Annotated in this window: 13 protein-coding genes; 2 read left to right on the top strand and 11 right to left on the bottom strand. The window is 69.9% G+C overall.

Translation table 11 applies throughout. The annotated features are described in order from the left end of the window. Positions 1–9: 9 nt before the first annotated feature. From ACPYN5_RS02745 to ACPYN5_RS02720, 6 genes are all read right to left on the bottom strand, one after another. Positions 10–1,293 (bottom strand): alpha-hydroxy acid oxidase, encoded by a 1,284-nt coding sequence (locus ACPYN5_RS02745; RefSeq protein WP_424447445.1) that lies wholly within the window; start codon positions 1,291–1,293, stop codon positions 10–12. A gap of 49 nt (positions 1,294–1,342) precedes the next feature. Next, the gene (locus tag ACPYN5_RS02740; protein ID WP_424447444.1) at positions 1,343–2,062 is read right to left on the bottom strand and encodes a FadR/GntR family transcriptional regulator; all 720 of its coding nucleotides are present in this window, start codon (positions 2,060–2,062) and stop codon (positions 1,343–1,345) included. A gap of 85 nt (positions 2,063–2,147) precedes the next feature. Continuing rightward, entirely contained in the window at positions 2,148–2,762 is a 615-nt protein-coding gene (locus ACPYN5_RS02735; RefSeq protein WP_424447443.1) for a thymidine kinase, read from the bottom strand. A 5-nt stretch (positions 2,763–2,767) separates the two neighbouring features. Then, positions 2,768–4,240 (bottom strand): malate:quinone oxidoreductase, encoded by a 1,473-nt coding sequence (locus ACPYN5_RS02730; RefSeq protein WP_424447442.1) that lies wholly within the window; start codon positions 4,238–4,240, stop codon positions 2,768–2,770. Between the two features lie 51 nt (positions 4,241–4,291). Then, positions 4,292–5,350 carry an aspartate-semialdehyde dehydrogenase gene (locus ACPYN5_RS02725; RefSeq protein ID WP_424447441.1) on the bottom strand — a complete coding sequence of 353 codons (1,059 nt, stop codon included), beginning with the start codon at positions 5,348–5,350 and terminating at the stop codon, positions 4,292–4,294. 94 nt (positions 5,351–5,444) lie between these two features. Further along, a complete protein-coding gene (locus tag ACPYN5_RS02720) occupies positions 5,445–6,161 on the bottom strand; it encodes an NRDE family protein (protein WP_424447440.1) in 717 nt (238 codons plus the stop codon). A 71-nt stretch (positions 6,162–6,232) separates the two neighbouring features. Between ACPYN5_RS02720 and coaBC the strand changes: the two genes are divergently transcribed. Next, complete coding sequence (gene coaBC / locus ACPYN5_RS02715; protein WP_424447439.1) at positions 6,233–7,444, top strand: bifunctional phosphopantothenoylcysteine decarboxylase/phosphopantothenate--cysteine ligase CoaBC; 1,212 nt, start codon at positions 6,233–6,235, stop codon at positions 7,442–7,444. Between the two features lie 130 nt (positions 7,445–7,574). Here coaBC and thrC read toward each other — a convergent pair whose 3' ends face one another. Both thrC and ACPYN5_RS02705 read right to left on the bottom strand, forming a co-directional pair. Further along, positions 7,575–8,978, bottom strand: coding sequence for a threonine synthase (thrC, locus tag ACPYN5_RS02710; RefSeq protein WP_424447438.1), 1,404 nt, complete (start codon positions 8,976–8,978; stop codon positions 7,575–7,577). Positions 8,979–9,050: 72 nt separating this feature from the next. Next, a complete protein-coding gene (locus ACPYN5_RS02705) occupies positions 9,051–10,337 on the bottom strand; it encodes an aspartate kinase (RefSeq protein ID WP_424447437.1) in 1,287 nt (428 codons plus the stop codon). Positions 10,338–10,490: 153 nt separating this feature from the next. Between ACPYN5_RS02705 and ACPYN5_RS02700 the strand changes: the two genes are divergently transcribed. Next, positions 10,491–11,882 carry a threonine/serine exporter family protein gene (locus ACPYN5_RS02700; protein WP_424447436.1) on the top strand — a complete coding sequence of 464 codons (1,392 nt, stop codon included), beginning with the start codon at positions 10,491–10,493 and terminating at the stop codon, positions 11,880–11,882. An 86-nt stretch (positions 11,883–11,968) separates the two neighbouring features. Here the strand turns inward: ACPYN5_RS02700 and ACPYN5_RS02695 are convergent, their stop codons facing one another. The 3 genes from ACPYN5_RS02695 to ACPYN5_RS02685 all read right to left on the bottom strand — a co-directional run bounded on the left by ACPYN5_RS02695 (position 11,969) and on the right by ACPYN5_RS02685 (position 16,149). Next, positions 11,969–12,997: a 6-phosphofructokinase gene (locus ACPYN5_RS02695; protein WP_023955073.1), complete on the bottom strand. Its 1,029-nt coding sequence runs from the start codon at positions 12,995–12,997 to the stop codon at positions 11,969–11,971. Positions 12,998–13,121: 124 nt separating this feature from the next. Further along, entirely contained in the window at positions 13,122–15,275 is a 2,154-nt protein-coding gene (locus tag ACPYN5_RS02690; RefSeq protein ID WP_424447435.1) for a DEAD/DEAH box helicase, read from the bottom strand. A 229-nt stretch (positions 15,276–15,504) separates the two neighbouring features. Further along, on the bottom strand, positions 15,505–16,149 hold the full coding sequence (locus ACPYN5_RS02685) for a hypothetical protein (protein ID WP_424447434.1): 645 nt from the start codon (positions 16,147–16,149) through the stop codon (positions 15,505–15,507). Between the last annotated feature and the right edge of the window lie 19 nt (positions 16,150–16,168).

Below are 16,168 nucleotides of genomic sequence, written 5' to 3'. Positions count from 1 at the left end.
GTCCGGCCGTCAGGCTTGAGACGGGGTCTTGGCGCGCGACACGGCGCGGCGCGGCGCCGAGACTGCGACCGGCACGAGCCGCTGCAGCTGCGTGACGTGACGCGGCTCGAGCTCGTCGAGGCTCGAGACGCCCAGCAGCTGCATGGTGCGCTCGATCTCGCTGCGGAGAATCGCGATGGTGCGGTCGACGCCCTGGCGCCCGCCCGCCATGAGGCCGTACAGGTAGGCGCGGCCGATCAGGGTGAACTTCGCTCCGAGGGCGATCGAGGCGACGATGTCCGCGCCGTTCATGATGCCGGTGTCGACCATGACCGTCGCGTCCTTGCCGACCTCGCGCACGACCTGCGGCAGCAGGTGGAACGGCACGGGCGCGCGGTCGAGCTGGCGTCCGCCGTGGTTAGAGAGGATGATGCCGTCGACGCCCAGGTCGATCAAGCGCTTGGAGTCCTCGACGTTCTGCACGCCCTTGATGACGATCTTGCCCGGCCACAGGCCACGGATCACCTCGAGGTCGTCGTAGCTGATCGTCGGGTCCATGGCAGCGTTCAGGAGCTCGCCCACGGTTCCGCCGGTCGTCGTGAGCGACGCGAACTCGAGCTTGGGCGTCGTGAGGAAATCGATCCACCACCAGGGGCGCGGGATGGCGTTGACGATGGTTCCGACGGTCAGGGCCGGCGGGATGGAGAACCCGTTCCGCTTGTCGCGCAGGCGCGCACCGGCGACGGGCGTGTCGACGGTGAACATGAGCGTGTCGAAGCCCGCCCGTGCCGCGCGCTCGACCAGGCCGTACGAGATCTCGCGATCGCGCATGACGTAGAGCTGGAACCAGTTGCGTCCGTGCGGGTTGGCCGCGCGCACACCCTCGATCGAAGTCGTACCGAGGGTCGAGAGGGTGAAGGGGATGCCGGCGGCGCCGGCCGCGGAGGCGCCCGCGCTCTCGCCCTCGGTCTGCATCAGACGCGTGAAGCCGGTCGGGGCGATGCCGAACGGCAGCGCCGAGCGGCCGCCGAGGATCTCGGTGGACATGTCGACCGATTCCGCCGGACGCAGGATGTCGGGGTGGAACTCGATGTCCTGGAAGGCCTGCCGGGCGCGCTCGAGCGAGATCTCGCCCTCGGCCGCACCGTCGGTGTAGTCGAAGGCCGCCTTGGGCGTTCGACGCTTGGCGATGGTCCGCAGATCATCGATCGTCAGCGCGGACGTGAGCCGTCGACGACGACCGTTGAGGTCCGGTGCTTTGAACTGCATCAGTTCGAGCAGCTCGGGGATCTTGGGCAACTGTCGGGTGACCATGTCTCTCCTCTGTTCCGGCCGCTGGCCGAAGGTATCGGGCCGGGTGGATTCAGGTGGTTTCGGGGCGAACGGGGTTGGCGGACGCGTAGTACCCCGTGATGTGGTCGTGGACGGCGGTGCGGGCATCCGCGACGCGCTGCTCGTCGATCGCCGCGACGATCGCGTAGTGCTCGTCGCGCAACCGGTCCACCGCGCTCCCCCAGTCCGGGATGCGCCCGGCGCCTTCGAGGACGTAGTCCTCGATCGACGAGCGGAGCCCCGCCATCATCGCGGCCACGACGTCGTTACCCGACGCCTCGGCGAGAGCGACGTGGAACTGCGCGTCGAGGGCGAGGAAGTCGGCAGGGCTCAGGTCGGGGGCATCCATCGCGGTGAGCGCTTCACGCGCAGGAGCGAGCTCGGTGTCGGGCGAACTCGCGAGCTCACCCGCGACCCACTCCTCGAGCAGCAGTCGCGTGTTCACCACGTCGGAGATCGCGAAGCCCTGAGCGGCGACCTGCAACCGCAGCAGGGCCTGCATGCCGCCCGTGGGCCGGGCGACGACGATCGCGCCGGCGTTCGGACCGGAACCCGTCGCCGTGCGGATGAGGCCCATGACCTCGAGCACACGCAGCGCCTCACGCACGCTGGATCGTCCGACACCGAGCTGCGCGACCAGGTCGCGCTCGGACGGCAGCCGGTCGCCGGGACCGAGCTTGCCGGCGAGAAGATCGGACTCGATCTTCTCCAGTACGACGCGCCAGGCGCGCGCCGGGGTTCCGTCAGCCATGACGCCCCTCTCCTTCGTGGCCGGACCACCATACATCTTGTGGTCAGACCGCGCAAAGCGCGAAGCGGGCGCGTCGTGAAACGTATCAGGCCAGTCGGCCGCCCGATTCGCGCAGGTAGCACTCGGCGCACATCGACTCGTACGTCACACGGTCGAGGGCGAGCTCGTCGATCGCGACCTGGTCGCCCTCGAACACGAAGCGTCCGCCGACGAGGCGCGCGTTGAAGAGGGCCTTGCGGCCGCAGCGACAGATCGTCTTCAGCTCCTCGAGGCTGTGCGCGAGCTCCATGAGGCGCGCCGAGCCGGGGAATGCGCGCGTTTGGAAGTCGGTGCGGATGCCGTAGGCGAGCACCGGCACGTCCTCCTCGACCGCGGTCCGCAGCAGATCATCGACCTGTGCCGACGTCAGGAACTGCGCCTCGTCGATCAGCATACACGCGACATCCGACCCGGTGTCCGCTCGCACCCGTTCCCGGTGCGCGGCGAACACGGCCCGCAGGTCGTCGCCGGCGCCGAGGAGGAAGTCGACGTCACGCTCCACGCCGAGGCGGCTCGCGATCTGTCCGGCCCCCTTGGTGTCGATCTCGGGCTTCGCGAGCAGCACGTGCTGGCCGCGCTCCTCGTAGTTGTAGGCGGCCTGCAACAGGGCCGTCGACTTGCCGGAGTTCATCGCCCCGTAGCGGAAGTAGAGCTTGGCCATACCTGTCAGGCAGTGATGGAGAGCGCTGCGGCGGTCGCCTCGATAGATTCCCGAGCAGCGTCGGCGCGCGGGTTGAGCGGCTGACCGTAGCTGGGGATGAGCTTCTTCAGCTCGGGCTCCCAGCCCGCGATCCGGTCGGGGAAGCAGTTCTTGAGCAGCCCGAGCATGATGGATGCCGCCGTCGAGGCGCCCGGCGAGGCTCCGAGCAGTCCCGCGATCGACCCGTCGGAAGACGTGACGACCTCGGTGCCGAACTGGAGCACGCCGCCCTTCTTCGGGTCCTTCTTCATCACCTGCGCGCGCTGACCGGCCTGGATGAGCTCCCAGTCCTCATCCTTGGCCGTGGGCATGAAGACGCGCAGCGACTCGACCTTCTTGCTGTGGTTCTTCAGCAGTTCACCGACGAGGTACGAGATGAGGCTCGGGTTGTCGACAGCGACCTTCAGCATCGGCATCAGGTTGTGGGGGCGCACCTGCGCCACGATGTCGGTGATGCGCCCGTTCTTGAGGAACTTCGGGCTGAATGTCGCGAAGGGTCCGAACAGCAGCGACGCCTCGCCGTCGACGACGCGCGTGTCGAGGTGGGGAACCGACATCGGCGGGGCACCGACGGAGGCCTGCGAGTAGACCTTGGCCTTGTGCTGCGACACGACCGCCGGGTTCGTGGTCTTGAGGAACTGACCGCCGATCGGGAAGACGCCGTATCCCTTGATCTCGGGGATGCCCGACTTCTGCAGCAGCTTCAGCGCCCAGCCGCCCGCGCCGACGAAGACGAAACGCGCGTCGGTGTGCCCGGGCGTCCGGCCGAGGCGGTTGCGCCAGAACACCCGCCATGACCCGTCCTTCTGGCGCGTGAGGGTGCGGACCTCGCGGTCGGTGATGACCTCGACACCCTGCTCCTGCAGATGGGAGAAGAGCTGGCGGGTGAGCGACCCGAAGTCGACATCCGTGCCGGCCGGCACCCGCGTCGCCGCGAACGGCTCACCCTTGCGTCGCTCCTGCATGAGCAGGGGCGCCCACTGGTTGATGACGCGGGAGTCTTCGGAGTACTCGATGCCCGCGAAGAGCGGCTGGTCTTTGAGCGCCTCGTAGCGACGCTTGAGGAAGGCGACATCCTTCTCGCCCCGGACGAACGTCATGTGCGGCGTCGCGTTGATGAACGTCGAGGGCTCGTCGAGGATGCCGCGCTCGATGAGCGACGCCCAGAGCTGCCGGCTCTGCTGGAACTGCTCGTTGATCGTGATCGCCTTGCCGGGATCGACGGAGCCGTCGGGTGCCTCGGGCGTGTAGTTGAGCTCGCACAGGGCGGCATGGCCCGTGCCCGCGTTGTTCCACGGGTTCGAGCTCTCCTGCGCCAGATCGGAGAGCCGCTCGTGCACCTCGATCTTCCAATCGGGCTGGAGCTGCTTCAGCAGCACACCGAGCGTGGCACTCATGATGCCCCCGCCGATCAGGACGACGTCGACCTTTTCACTCACGATGCACCAGTCTATCCCGGCGAGGCGGGCACCATTCCGCCCGGACCGCCGTCAGAGCCGTTCGGCGACGATCTCCGCGATCTGCACCGCGTTGAGCGCGGCGCCCTTGCGCAGGTTGTCGTTGCTGATGAACAGCACGAGGCCCTTGCCCTCGGGCGCGGACTGATCGGCGCGGATGCGGCCGACGTAGCTCGGGTCGTTGCCCGCAGCCTGCAGCGGCGTGGGCACCTCCTCGAGCGCGACGCCGGGGGCGGCCGCGAGGATCTCGCGCGCACGGTCCGGCGTGATGTCGCGCGCGAACTCCGCGTGGATCGACAGCGAGTGACCCGTGAACACCGGGACGCGCACGCAGGTACCGGCGACCCGAAGGTCGGGCAGCTCGAGGATCTTGCGGCTCTCGTTGCGGAGCTTCTTCTCCTCGTCGGTCTCGTTGTCGCCGTCGTCGACGAGGTTGCCCGCGAACGGGATGACGTCGAATGCGATCGGGGCCACGTACTTCTCGGGCTGGGGGAACTCGACGGCAGAGCCGTCGTGCACGAGGTCGAGCGTGTGCCCCTGCGCGAGCACGCCTTCGACCTGACCGAGCAGCTCCTCGGCCCCCGCCAGGCCGGAGCCCGAGACCGCCTGATAGGTCGAGACGATGAGACGCTCGAGGCCCGCTTCGGCGTCGAGGACCTTCAGCACCGGCATCGCCGCCATGGTCGTGCAGTTCGGGTTGGCGATGATGCCCTTGGGCGGGTTCACGGTGGCGTGCGGATTGACCTCGCTGACGACGAGGGGCACATCCGGGTCCATGCGCCATGCGCTGGAGTTGTCGATGACGACGGCGCCCGCCTCGGCGAAGCGCGGTGCGTGAGCGCGCGAGCCGGTGGCGCCCGCCGAGAAGAGGGCGATGTCGATGCCCGCGGGATCAGCGGTCGCGACGTCTTCGACGACGACCTCGTGACCGGCGAACTCGACCGAGGTGCCCGCCGAGCGCGCCGTCGCGAACAGGCGCAGCTCGCGGATCGGGAAGTTCCGCTCGACGAGGATCTCGCGCATCACCTTTCCGACCTGGCCGGTGGCGCCGACGACGGCGACGGAGAGTCCGGAATCGGAGATACGGGTCATAGCTGTTCCTTGCGTGGAGCGGGATCGGGTTTCCGCGATTCTATCGGCGCGCCGTCGCCGCACCGACTCACGTGACCGTCGATGACCGCCCGAATCACGCCATCTCGGGGCGGTTCCACTCTCCGGGCACGTCGAGCGCGCCGTAGGCGAGATCGACCCCGCCCGCCCCCACCGAGGCGGTGCAGACGAGCAGCGAGAGCGTCGGCACCCCGTGCGGACGGTTGTCGCGGATGATCGCGGCGTCGTCCGTGGGCGGTGTCGCCGTCGTGTCCTGCAGGACGTCGAGCCAGGGCTGAAGGCCGTCCGTGCGGTCGAGCTCGGGCGCCGTGGCGGCGAAGTCGCCCAGCCAACGGCGGATACGGGCGGTCCGCGGATCGTCGACGTCGTCGTGCGCGATCATGTGCGTGCCCGGAGCCAGATCGACGGTGCGGAGCGTGGCGGCATCCCACATCGACACGCGCACGGCGCCCGACGAGAGATCGACGAGGTTGAACCCGTGCGTGGGCGGCGCGCCCGTCGGCGGCTCGCCCGCGACGGCGGAGAGCACGATGCCGCCACGAGAGAGGGCGGGTGCGTCTTCGGGCAGCACGTCGCCGCGGTTGAGGATCACAGCGAGACGGCCCGCGTCTGCGTCGGCAGCCAGCCACGCTCCCCCGGCGCGTCGGTCGCGCACCCCGACGACGCCCGGGTGAGACTCGGGCCACCACGGACCCACGGGGTCCCACGCACGGGACGGGTCCTCGTCGCGGACGGCCAGCAACCTGACCGGCTGGCTCGCATCGGCGGGCACCTGGATGACGACGGTGCACATGGGGATCACTCGCTCTCGGCGCCCGACGGCGGCTCCGCGCACCCGACCGGGGGCCGTGGGAGGATCGGGGCATGTTCATCGTAGTCGGGGTCACCGGAGGCATCGCCGCCTACAAGAGCGTGCAGCTCGTGCGGCTTCTCGTGCAGCGCGGACACGACGTCCACGTCATCCCCACTCAGGACTCGCTGCGCTTCATCGGCCTCACGACGTGGGAGGCCGCCAGCCGCAATCCCGTCACCACCTCCGTGCACGACGACGTCGCCCGCGTGCGGCACGTCGCCCTGGGGCAGAGCGCCGACCTGGTGATCGTCGCACCGGCGACGGCCAACACACTCGCGGCGATGGCCGCCGGGCTGGCATCCGATCTGCTGGGTACGACTCTCCTCGCCACGACGGCGCCGGTCGCCGTGGCCCCCGCCATGCACACCGAGATGTGGCGGCATCCGGCCACCACGGCCAACGTCGCGACGCTCCGGGAGCGCGGCGTGCTGATCGTCGGCCCAGCGGACGGCCCGCTGACCGGCGGCGATAGCGGCCCGGGTCGCATGTCGGAGCCGGAAGACATCGTGGCGGCGGCGCTCGAGCTCGCCTCCCCCGCGCCGGCGGACCTCGACGGTCTGCACGTCGTGGTCTCGACCGGGGGCACCCGCGAGCCGCTCGACCCGGTGCGGTTCCTCGGCAACCGATCCAGCGGCCGCCAGGGTGCCGAGATCGCGGCGGAGGCCGCCCGCCGCGGCGCGACCGTGACCCTCGTCGCGGCATCCGTCGACGCCGGGGTCCTCGACACCGTGACGGCTCATCCGCGCGTCACGACCCGGCACGTCGAGACCGCGGCTCAGCTCGGCGAGGCGATGACGGATGCCGCAGCGTCCGCGGACGTCGTGATCATGGTCGCGGCCGTCGCCGACTATCGCGCTGCGCGAGTGTCGGAACACAAGCTGCGGAAGGAAGACGGGCCGCTGGCGACGATCGACCTCGTTCCCAACGAAGACATCCTCGCCGGGCTCGCCGCCTCCCGCCGCGACGGCCAGATGATCGTCGGGTTCGCCGCCGAGACCGCGGACGAGGACCTCCTCGCACGCGCCCGACGCAAGCGCGAACGCAAGGGCGTCGACCTGCTCGTCGTGAACGAGGTCGGGTGGGATGCCGGCTTCGGCGCGGGCGAGAACACCGTCGCCGTCATCGGAGACGGTGAGGCGGTCGTCGCCGAGGCCTCGGGTCCGAAGAGCACCGTCGCGCGGGCGGTCTGGGACGCGATCGTCGCCGCCCGCGCCGCGGACTGAGCACCGGTGCACGGCGAGCGCGCGAGCGCGACACATCCGTCGGACGCGCGGTATCGGCGATCACTCGTGACGCCGTGCGGGCGTCACCAGCACCACCGGTCCGACGGATGTATCAGCGCCGGACGGCACCTCAGCTCAGGGCGCGCTCGCGGATGAACGCGGTCAGCGCCGCGGCGTCATCGGGCAGCTCGACGACGTGCTGCGGCGCGTCGAGCATGGCCTGCAGCTCGTCGGAGTAGGTCAGCTCGATCCCGATCGCCTCGCGGATCGTCTCGGCGAACTTCTCGGGCTTGGCCGTCTCGAGGACGAGCATCGTCTCACCGGGCCGGACGTACTCGCGAGCCACGGCGACGCCGTCGGCGGTGTGCGGGTCGATGATGTCGCCCGTCGCCTCGTGGACGGCGCGGATCGTGGCGAGACGGTCGGCGTGGGTGGAGGTGCCGCTGACGATGCCGAACTCGGCGGTGAATCGGGCCAGGTCGACGGTGAAGTCGGCGAAACCCTGCGACTCGAGGTCGTTCCACGTCGCGACGACGCGCTCGGGGTCGCGACCGACGAGCTCGAAGATGAAGCGCTCGAGGTTGGATGCCTTGGAGATGTCCATCGAGGGGCTCGAGGTCTGCAGCGTCTGCGCCGCCGCGCGGGGACGGTAGACACCCGTGCGGAAGAACTCGTCGAGGACGTTGTTCTCGTTGGCCGCGAGCACGAGCTGCCGGATGGGCAGACCCATCTCGCGGGCGTAGAGCCCTGACAGGATGTTGCCGAAGTTGCCGGAGGGGACCGTCACCGAGACGTCGGCGTGCGCTTCGGCATCCGTCGCGCGCAGCCACGCCCAGAAGTAGTAGACGACCTGCGCGGTGATGCGTGCGAGGTTGATCGAGTTGACCGCGCCGAGGTGCAGTGACCGCTTCAGCTCGAGGTCGCCCGCGAGCTCCTTCACGAGGTTCTGGCAGTCGTCGAAGACGCCTTCGATCGCGATGTTGTGGATGTTGGCGTCATCGAGCGAGAACATCTGCGCACGCTGGAACGGGCTCATCCGGCCCTGCGGCGACAGCATGAACACGGCGATGCGCTCCTTGCCGCGCAGCGCGTACTCCGCGGCCGAGCCGGTGTCGCCCGACGTGGCGCCGAGGACGTTCAGCACCGATCCCGTGCGCGAGAGCGCGTGCTCGACGACCTGCCCGAGGAACTGCATCGCGAGATCCTTGAAGGCCAGCGTGGGACCCTCGGAGAGCCCGACGAGCGTCATCCCGCCGCCGATCGACCGGAGCGGCACGACGGCGTCGGGGAAGGGCGCGTATGCGGCCTCGGTCATGCGGGCGAGGTCGTCGCGCTCGATGTCGGTGGCGAACAGCGCCAGGACCTCGGTGGCCAGCTGCGGGTAGGTCAGCGCACGCCAACGCTCCAGGGTCTCGGGCGCGACACGGGGCATCTCCTGGGGCACAGCGAGGCCGCCGTCGGTGGAGAGTCCCTCGAGGAGGGCGTCGCAGTACGGCAGCGGCTCAGCGCCGCCTCGGGTCGAGATGTACAGCACGCGGACTCCTCCGTGACGGATCGGGGATGACTTTCGGTTCTCGCGGGCGCCTGCCCGCGGGCGCGGCTCAGGTCAGCGACCCGTGCCGGCGTAGACGACGGCCTCGGTGTCGCCGTCGAGACCGTACGCGGTGTGCACGACACGCGCGGCCTCGGCGAGCTCGTCGCCGCGCACGACCACCGAGATGCGGATCTCGGACGTCGAGATCATCTCGAGGTTGACCCCGGCATTGGACAGCGCCTCGAAGAGCGTGGCCGAGACGCCCGAGTGCGTCCGCATCCCCGCGCCGACGACCGACAGCTTGCCGATCTGATCGTCGTGGACGAGGCTCTCGAAGCCGACCGCGGTCTGCTCACCCGCGAGGGCGCGGAGCGCGAGCGTCGCGTCGGTCTTGGGCAGCGTGAACGAGATGTCGGTGCGGCCCGTGGTGGCGGCCGACACGTTCTGGACGATCATGTCGACGTTCGCGCCGGACTTCGCCACGATCTTGAAGATCTCGGCGGCCTTGCCCGGCACGTCCGGGACGCCGATGACGGTGATCTTGGCCTGGCTGAGGTCGGTGGCGACGCCCGCGACGATCGGCTCTTCCATCTCTTCTTCCTTTCGGCCCGCGGGCACGGTCATTCCGGGACCGAGCACGAATGTGCCGGTTCCCGAGCTGAACGTCGACCGGGCGTTGATCATGACGCCGTGGCGGCGGGCGTACTCCACCGCACGGATGTAGAGGACTTTGGCACCGTTCGCCGCGAGCTCCAGCATCTCCTCGGCCGAGACGACGCCGAGCTTGCGGGCCTTGGGGACGACGCGGGGGTCGGCCGTGTAGATGCCGTCGACGTCGCTGTAGATCTCGCAGACGTCGGCCGACAGGGCCGCAGCGAGCGCGACGGCGGTCGTGTCGGAACCGCCGCGACCGAGGGTGGTGATGTCGCGGGTGTCGCGGTTGAACCCCTGGAAGCCCGCGACGATGACGATGGCGCCCTCGTCGAGCGCCTCGCGCAGCCGCACCGGGGTGACGTCGACGATCCGCGCGGCGCCGTGCGTGGCGTCGGTGATCATGCCGGCCTGGCTGCCGGTGAACGAGCGCGCCTCGAACCCCATCGAGTGGATGGCCATCGCCAGGAGCGCCATCGAGATCCGCTCTCCCGAGCTGAGGAGCATGTCGAGCTCGCGAGGAGCCGGGATCGGGGCGACCTCGTTCGCGAGATCGAGCAGCTCGTCCGTCGTGTCGCCCATCGCGCTCACCGCGACGACGACGTCGTGGCCGGCGCGACGGGTGTCGACGATGCGCTTCGCGACCCGCTTGATGCTCTCCGCGTCGGCGACGGACGACCCGCCGTACTTCTGCACGATCAATGCCATGTGGGACTCCCGGATGCCGGTGCCGGCGCGATTGCTACGGGCGCCCGGATGCCGCGCCCACCGCCCCCATCTTACGGAGGGTCCCATGCACGCGGCGCCATGTGACGACCGCCTCGGCGTCGGGCCGCGAACCGCGGATCTAGGCTGGAGCACATGGGACGTCGTTCGCTCTTCACGGCGCTGAACGCGCTCGTCCATACCCCCGATCCCACGGCCGGCCCGGCCACGGAGATGCTCCCGGTGATCGATGACGCCTTCGCCGTACGGGTGCTGGACCTGGCGATCCGCCTGGGCGAGACGATGCTGGTCGCCGGCTCACCGGCGAGCGAGGTCACCCTCACGATCGTGCGGGTCGCGGGCGTGTACGGCCTGGATCCCGTGCACGTCGACGTCACCTACAACTCCATCACCGTGGCGCACCACCGCAGCGGCGAGGACCGTCCGATCACGCTCATGCGGGTGGTGCGCGGCTCGGCCCCCGACCACGCACGGCTGCAGCGACTGCAGGCCCTCGTCACCGAGATCCGGGCAGGCCTCCCCCTCGACGCGGCGGCGCTGCGCTTCCGCGGCATCCGGCGCACCCCGTTCCGGTACCACCAGCCCGTCGTCGTCGCATCGCAGGCGCTCCTGGCCGTCGGGGTCGCGGTGATGTTCGGGGCGAACTGGCTCGTCATCGTGCTGTCGTTCCTCGCGGCGGGCTCGGCCGCCCTGACGCAGTTCCTCCTCGGCAGAGCCCGCGTGCCGTTCTTCTTCAGCCAGATCGCGGGGGCGTTCGTCCTCACCATCGTCGCCGCCGCCTCTCCCCTTCTCCGGGCCACGGGCTGGGAAGCGGCGATGGCGATGCGCCCCTCGGTCATCGTCGCCTCGGGCATCGTCCTGATGCTGGCGGGCCTGACGGTCGTAGGAGCGGCGCAGGATGCCATCGACGGCTTCGCCCTGACGGCGATGGGGCGCATCCTCGAACTCGTCACCCAGACGCTCGGCGTCGTGCTCGGCATCCTCGCGGGCATCGAGACGGCACGCGTCATCGGGCTCGGGCTCGAGGCTCCGACCGAGGCGCTGCCGCTCGGTCCCGTACCCCTGCAGTTCCTCGGTGCGGGGTTGATCGCCCTCGCCGTGGCCGTGTTCAACGGCGCCGGGCTGCGGATCATCGTCGTGAGCGTCGCGCTCAGCGTCGTCGCCTGGCTCGCCTACGTCGCTGCCGCCTCCCTCGGCTTCGAGACGGCCGCCGCGAGCGGTGTGGGCGCGTTCGTCGGCAGTCTCGTCGGGATCCTCGCGGCGTACCGGCTGCACGTGCCCTCCGTCGCGATCACGACCGCCGCGATCCTGCCGATGGTCCCCGGCGCCGCGGTGTTCCGCGGGCTCTTGGGCGTCGTCGAGTCCGGCGACAGCCCGGCGACCCTCCTCACCGGCTTCAGCACCCTCTCCGGTGCGGCGACCATCGGCATCGCGCTCGCGGTGGGGGCATCGCTCGGCATCTACCTCGGGCAGCCGCTGCGCGCGTCACTCGGTTCGGTCATCCGCTCCCGCGCGCGCGTGCGCTGAACCTGCCGCCCCGGAACGCAGTTCGGCCGCGGCGCGAGCAGACCGCAAAGGCCTGCCGCGGACGCGGCCGAGCTGATCGTCGAGATTCAGCCGAAGAGTGCGGCTGCCTCCTCGTAGCGGTACAGCGGCACCGTGTTCAGCTCGCCGAGCGCCTCGTCGAACGAGACGCGCACGATGTCGGTGCCCTTGAGCGACACCATCTGGCCCCAGGCGCCGTCGACGAGCGCGTCGGCGGCAGCGAGACCCAGGCGCGTCGCGAGCACGCGGTCGAAGGCCGACGGCGAGCCGCCGCGCTGGATGTGACCGAGGACGGTCGCGCGGGTCTCGATACCCGTCAGCCGTTCGATCTCGGGCGCCAGCACCTCGCTGATGCCGCCGAGGCGCGGGCGGTTGAAGGCATCGAGGCCCTTGTCGCTGTAGGCCTCGTCCTGACCCTTCAGCTTGAAGCCTTCCGACACGACGACCAGCGGCGCGCGGCCGCGGTCGAAGGCCTTCGTCACCTGGGCGGTGATCTCCTCGATCGACATCGGCACCTCCGGGATGCAGATGACGTGCGCACCCGCGGCGATGCCGGCGTGCAGAGCGATCCATCCGACGTGACGGCCCATGACCTCGGCCACCATGCAGCGCTGGTGCGAGTCGCCGGTCGTGCGCAGACGGTCCATCGCGTCGGTCGCGATGTTGACGGCGGTGTCGAAGCCGAACGAGTAGTCGGTCGCCTTCAGGTCGTTGTCGATGGTCTTTGGCACGCCCAAGACGTTGATGCCGTCGTTCGCGAGACGGTTGGCCGCGGCGAGCGTGCCCTCGCCGCCGATCGCGATGATGCCGTCGATGCGATGCTTGTCGAGCGTCGCGGCGATGTTCTCGGCGCCGCCGCGGGGGCCCTCGTAGGGGTTGGTACGGCTCGTGCCCAGGATCGTGCCGCCGACCTTCGACAGGCCTTTCACCTCGTGGCGGGTCAGCGGGAAGAAGTCGCCGTCGACCACGCCGCGCCAGCCGTCACGGATGCCGACGAACTCGATGTTGTACGAGGTGGTGCCCTTGAGCACGACGCCTCGGATGACAGCGTTGAGGCCGGGGCAGTCGCCGCCGCTGGTGAGGATGCCGATCTTCATGGGGAGATCCTTCGTTGTTGCTCAGGTGGAGTGTGGCGACGCTGCCTCGATTCGAGACTATCGTCGCGACGCGGGCGCTGCCAGACGAAGCGCGCCGGGAGAACTCCGAGCGGCGCGCTTCGTGTCAGGCGGCGCCGATCGCCTGGCGCAGCAGGTGCATGAGCGCCGACAGCTGCACCGAGTCGCTCGAGGTCGGGTCGACGGCCTCTCCGTCGAGCGCACGGGCGGCGAGGCCCTGCTTCGAGTCGATGAGTTCGGCGATCTTCGTGTCGATGGTGTGCGCCGCGATGATCCGCCACGCGGTCACCGGCTCCTCCTGCCCGATGCGGTGCACGCGGTCGATGGCCTGCGTCTGCTCGGCCGCCGTCCACGACAGCTCCGCGAGCACGACGTTGGATGCGGCCTGCATGTTCACGCCGACACCGGCCGCCGTGAGCGAGCACACGGCGATGGCGACATCCGGATCGCTGTTGAACGCGTCGATCGCATCCTGGCGGGCAGCGGAGGTCTGGTCGCCGCGCAGCGACACGGTCCGCAGGCCCGCGGCCGCGAAGTGGGCTTCGGCCGCGTCCATGACGTCGATGTGCTTGGCGAAGAACACCACCTTGCCCACCGAACGCTGCAGCTGAGCCGCGTAGTCGGCGGCGAGCACCGCCTTGGCCTGACCGATGCGCCGCACCATGGTGAAGACGTTCTCGGCACCGGTGCCGGCGGCCTTCGATTCCTCGAGCTCCTGCGTGGCGACGAGGCGCACGATGTCGGCGTCCGCCTCCCCCAGGAGCACGCGGTCGCCGCGCGCCTCGATGATGCGACGGTAGCGGGCCGCGAGCCGCTCGCCGAGCTCGTGCTCGGCCTGACGGATCGACCGGCCGTATTCGTCGTCGAGTTGGACGGGGAGGTCGGCCACCAGCTTGTCAGGGAGGTCGGCGGCGACATCCTTCTTCTTCCGCCGCACGATGCCCATCGAGATGACGGCGTCGCGAGCCGCGGGGTAGAACGCCTTGTCGGCGGGTGTCAGGCCGGTCTCGTCGAGCCGTTCCATCAGCACGGGCCCCGGCTTCTCGCCGTTGGTCCAGCCGAGGAAACGCCAGATCGCGTCGAAGTCCTCGACGTCGTTGATCAGGGGCGTTCCGGTGAGCGCGAGCATGAGCGGGTCGCGGACCTGCTCGCGGATGCGGCCCGCCAGCGCGAGCACGTTCTGCGAGCGCTGCGACCCGAGGTTCTTGATGAAGTGCGCCTCATCGACGACCATTCCCCGCAGGCCGATCGAGCTGAGCCATGAGAGGTGCCGGTCGAGCACCTCGTAGTTGACGATGAACACGTCGGCGAACGCGTCGATCTGATCGCCGTCTCCCGAGATGACCGTCGCGCGGCGTTGCGGTGTCCAGCGCTCGACCTCGCGGGCCCAGTTCATCTTCACGACGTTCGGCACGACCGCCAGCAGCGGATAGGCACCGGCGACGGATGCGGCGAGGACCGACTGCGCGGTCTTGCCGAGGCCCGGCTCGTCGGCGAGGAGGAACGAGCGGTGTCCGGCTCGTACCGACTCGAGGAACCGCGACTGGTGCGGCATGATCTCGAGGCCCTTGGGCGACAGGCGGTCGAACTCGGGCACCGGGGGCAGATCCATCGAGGCCGCTGCGCCGCCGGCGCCGGTCTCGAAGGCCTTGTAGAGCGGGCCCATGAGCTCCCAGCCGTCGAGACGGCGGCGCGGCGTCGGGTGCGGCGCATGCAGCTCGAGGTCGGGTGCGAGGAAAGGGTTCGCCTCGCGGCGGACCATCACCTGCGGCGGCGTGACCTGCCGGTTGGCGAGCGCCGCGGGAACGACGGGCGCTTGCACGGGTGCGACATCGGTGATGATGAGCTCGTCCTCGGGCAGCTCGGCACCCGATTCGAGCAGCCAGTCGCGACGCATCCGCTTGGCGACCGGCGACGTCGCCTGGTCGACCTCGAGAAGCTGGATGAGCGAGGTGTCTCGCGCCGCCGTCTTCGCGAGGATCGTGGCGACGCCGTCGAGTCGCTTGAGCAGCTCTGCTCGCGCCGTCGCCGAGACGTTCTCGTCGGCCTTCACCCGGGCGCGCTCCTCGCGCACGAGGAAGGCGATCACCTGGAACTTCACGCGATTGGTGGGTCCGAGCTTGCCCCGCTGGGCCTTGGCCTCGACCTCGCGCACCTTGCGGGCGAGGATCGGGATCAGCGGGGCGTCGTCGTCGCGCCGGGCGGACGAGGACTTCCTACGGCGGTTGGCGGTCGCTGCGGCGGTGGCCATGGTCGGCATGCTCCTCCTGAGCCTGAGTGCCGGAGTTCCGTCGCGACGGAACCGTACGAGGGGCCGCTCGAACGGACACCGAGGCGTCATGCGAGCGAAGGGCGATTGCGTCGGCCGGCCGCGGGCACTCGCTTCAGCGAGCTGCGGCGTCGAAACCGACGATGTCCCCGCGCACCATTCTAGGGCATGAGCACGCCGCCCCGCGTGAAGACACGTGCGTCAGGCGGAGAGGCCGTGCTCAGGGCCAGAGCTGGGCGACGATACCGGGGGTGTACGAGGCGGGACCGTAGTTGATCCACCGCGTCGCGACCCAGGCGTTGCCGCGAAGGAAGTGGGTCTCCCCCAGTTCGACGACCTGGTCATCCATCGAGAGCATCTGCTGGGAGGTCCGGAAGTACTCCCCGCCCGAGGCCTCCTCCGAGCCGAAGCCCGATTCGGTGAGCGCGTCGGCGATGAGCTGCGACTGTTCGGGCGTGATGGTCGACACGGTCGTCGCGATTCCCCGGTCCGACGGCGTGCCCCACGTGCACCGGAGGCTCGGTACACCGGACTCGAGAACCGAGAGCGCCTCGGCGTTCTCGGTGGAGTACATCGTGACTCCGGGGTCGTTGAGCGGCGCGATCTCCGCGTCGAGCGTGGCGCGGAGATCACCCGTGAAGAGTTCGTCGCACGAAGACGGCAGCGCGATCTCCTCGGTGGTCGCACGGGTCTCGATGGGGCTCGGCGTGGCCGACGGCGTTACCTCGGGCGAAGCCGTCGCGGCGGACCCGGTGGGCGCGGGAGTTGCGGCGCCGCCCACCGGAGTCGCGCAAGCGGTGACCAGCAGCGCAACCCCCGCGACGAGCGGGACGAGGCGGAGAGCGGTGCGGTGCGAGACGGCCATGCCCAGATCCTAACGAGCC

The sequence above is a fragment of the Microbacterium arborescens genome (assembly GCF_049707515.1).
GTDB lineage: Bacteria > Actinomycetota > Actinomycetes > Actinomycetales > Microbacteriaceae > Microbacterium > Microbacterium arborescens_B.
This window is presented reverse-complemented; position numbering and strand designations above follow the sequence as displayed.

Excerpts from the sequence above, each read along its gene's own strand:
- ACPYN5_RS02745 (WP_424447445.1), bottom strand. The coding sequence starts at position 1,293 with ATGGTCACCCGACAGTTGCCCAAGATCCCCGAGCTGCTCGAACTGATG.
- ACPYN5_RS02740 (WP_424447444.1), bottom strand. The coding sequence starts at position 2,062 with ATGGCTGACGGAACCCCGGCGCGCGCCTGGCGCGTCGTACTGGAGAAG.
- ACPYN5_RS02735 (WP_424447443.1), bottom strand. The coding sequence starts at position 2,762 with ATGGCCAAGCTCTACTTCCGCTACGGGGCGATGAACTCCGGCAAGTCG.
- ACPYN5_RS02725 (WP_424447441.1), bottom strand. The coding sequence starts at position 5,350 with ATGACCCGTATCTCCGATTCCGGACTCTCCGTCGCCGTCGTCGGCGCC.
- ACPYN5_RS02720 (WP_424447440.1), bottom strand. The coding sequence starts at position 6,161 with ATGTGCACCGTCGTCATCCAGGTGCCCGCCGATGCGAGCCAGCCGGTC.
- coaBC (WP_424447439.1), top strand. The coding sequence starts at position 6,233 with ATGTTCATCGTAGTCGGGGTCACCGGAGGCATCGCCGCCTACAAGAGC.
- ACPYN5_RS02705 (WP_424447437.1), bottom strand. The coding sequence starts at position 10,337 with ATGGCATTGATCGTGCAGAAGTACGGCGGGTCGTCCGTCGCCGACGCG.
- ACPYN5_RS02700 (WP_424447436.1), top strand. The coding sequence starts at position 10,491 with ATGGGACGTCGTTCGCTCTTCACGGCGCTGAACGCGCTCGTCCATACC.
- ACPYN5_RS02695 (WP_023955073.1), bottom strand. The coding sequence starts at position 12,997 with ATGAAGATCGGCATCCTCACCAGCGGCGGCGACTGCCCCGGCCTCAAC.
- ACPYN5_RS02690 (WP_424447435.1), bottom strand. The coding sequence starts at position 15,275 with ATGCCGACCATGGCCACCGCCGCAGCGACCGCCAACCGCCGTAGGAAG.
- ACPYN5_RS02685 (WP_424447434.1), bottom strand. The coding sequence starts at position 16,149 with ATGGCCGTCTCGCACCGCACCGCTCTCCGCCTCGTCCCGCTCGTCGCG.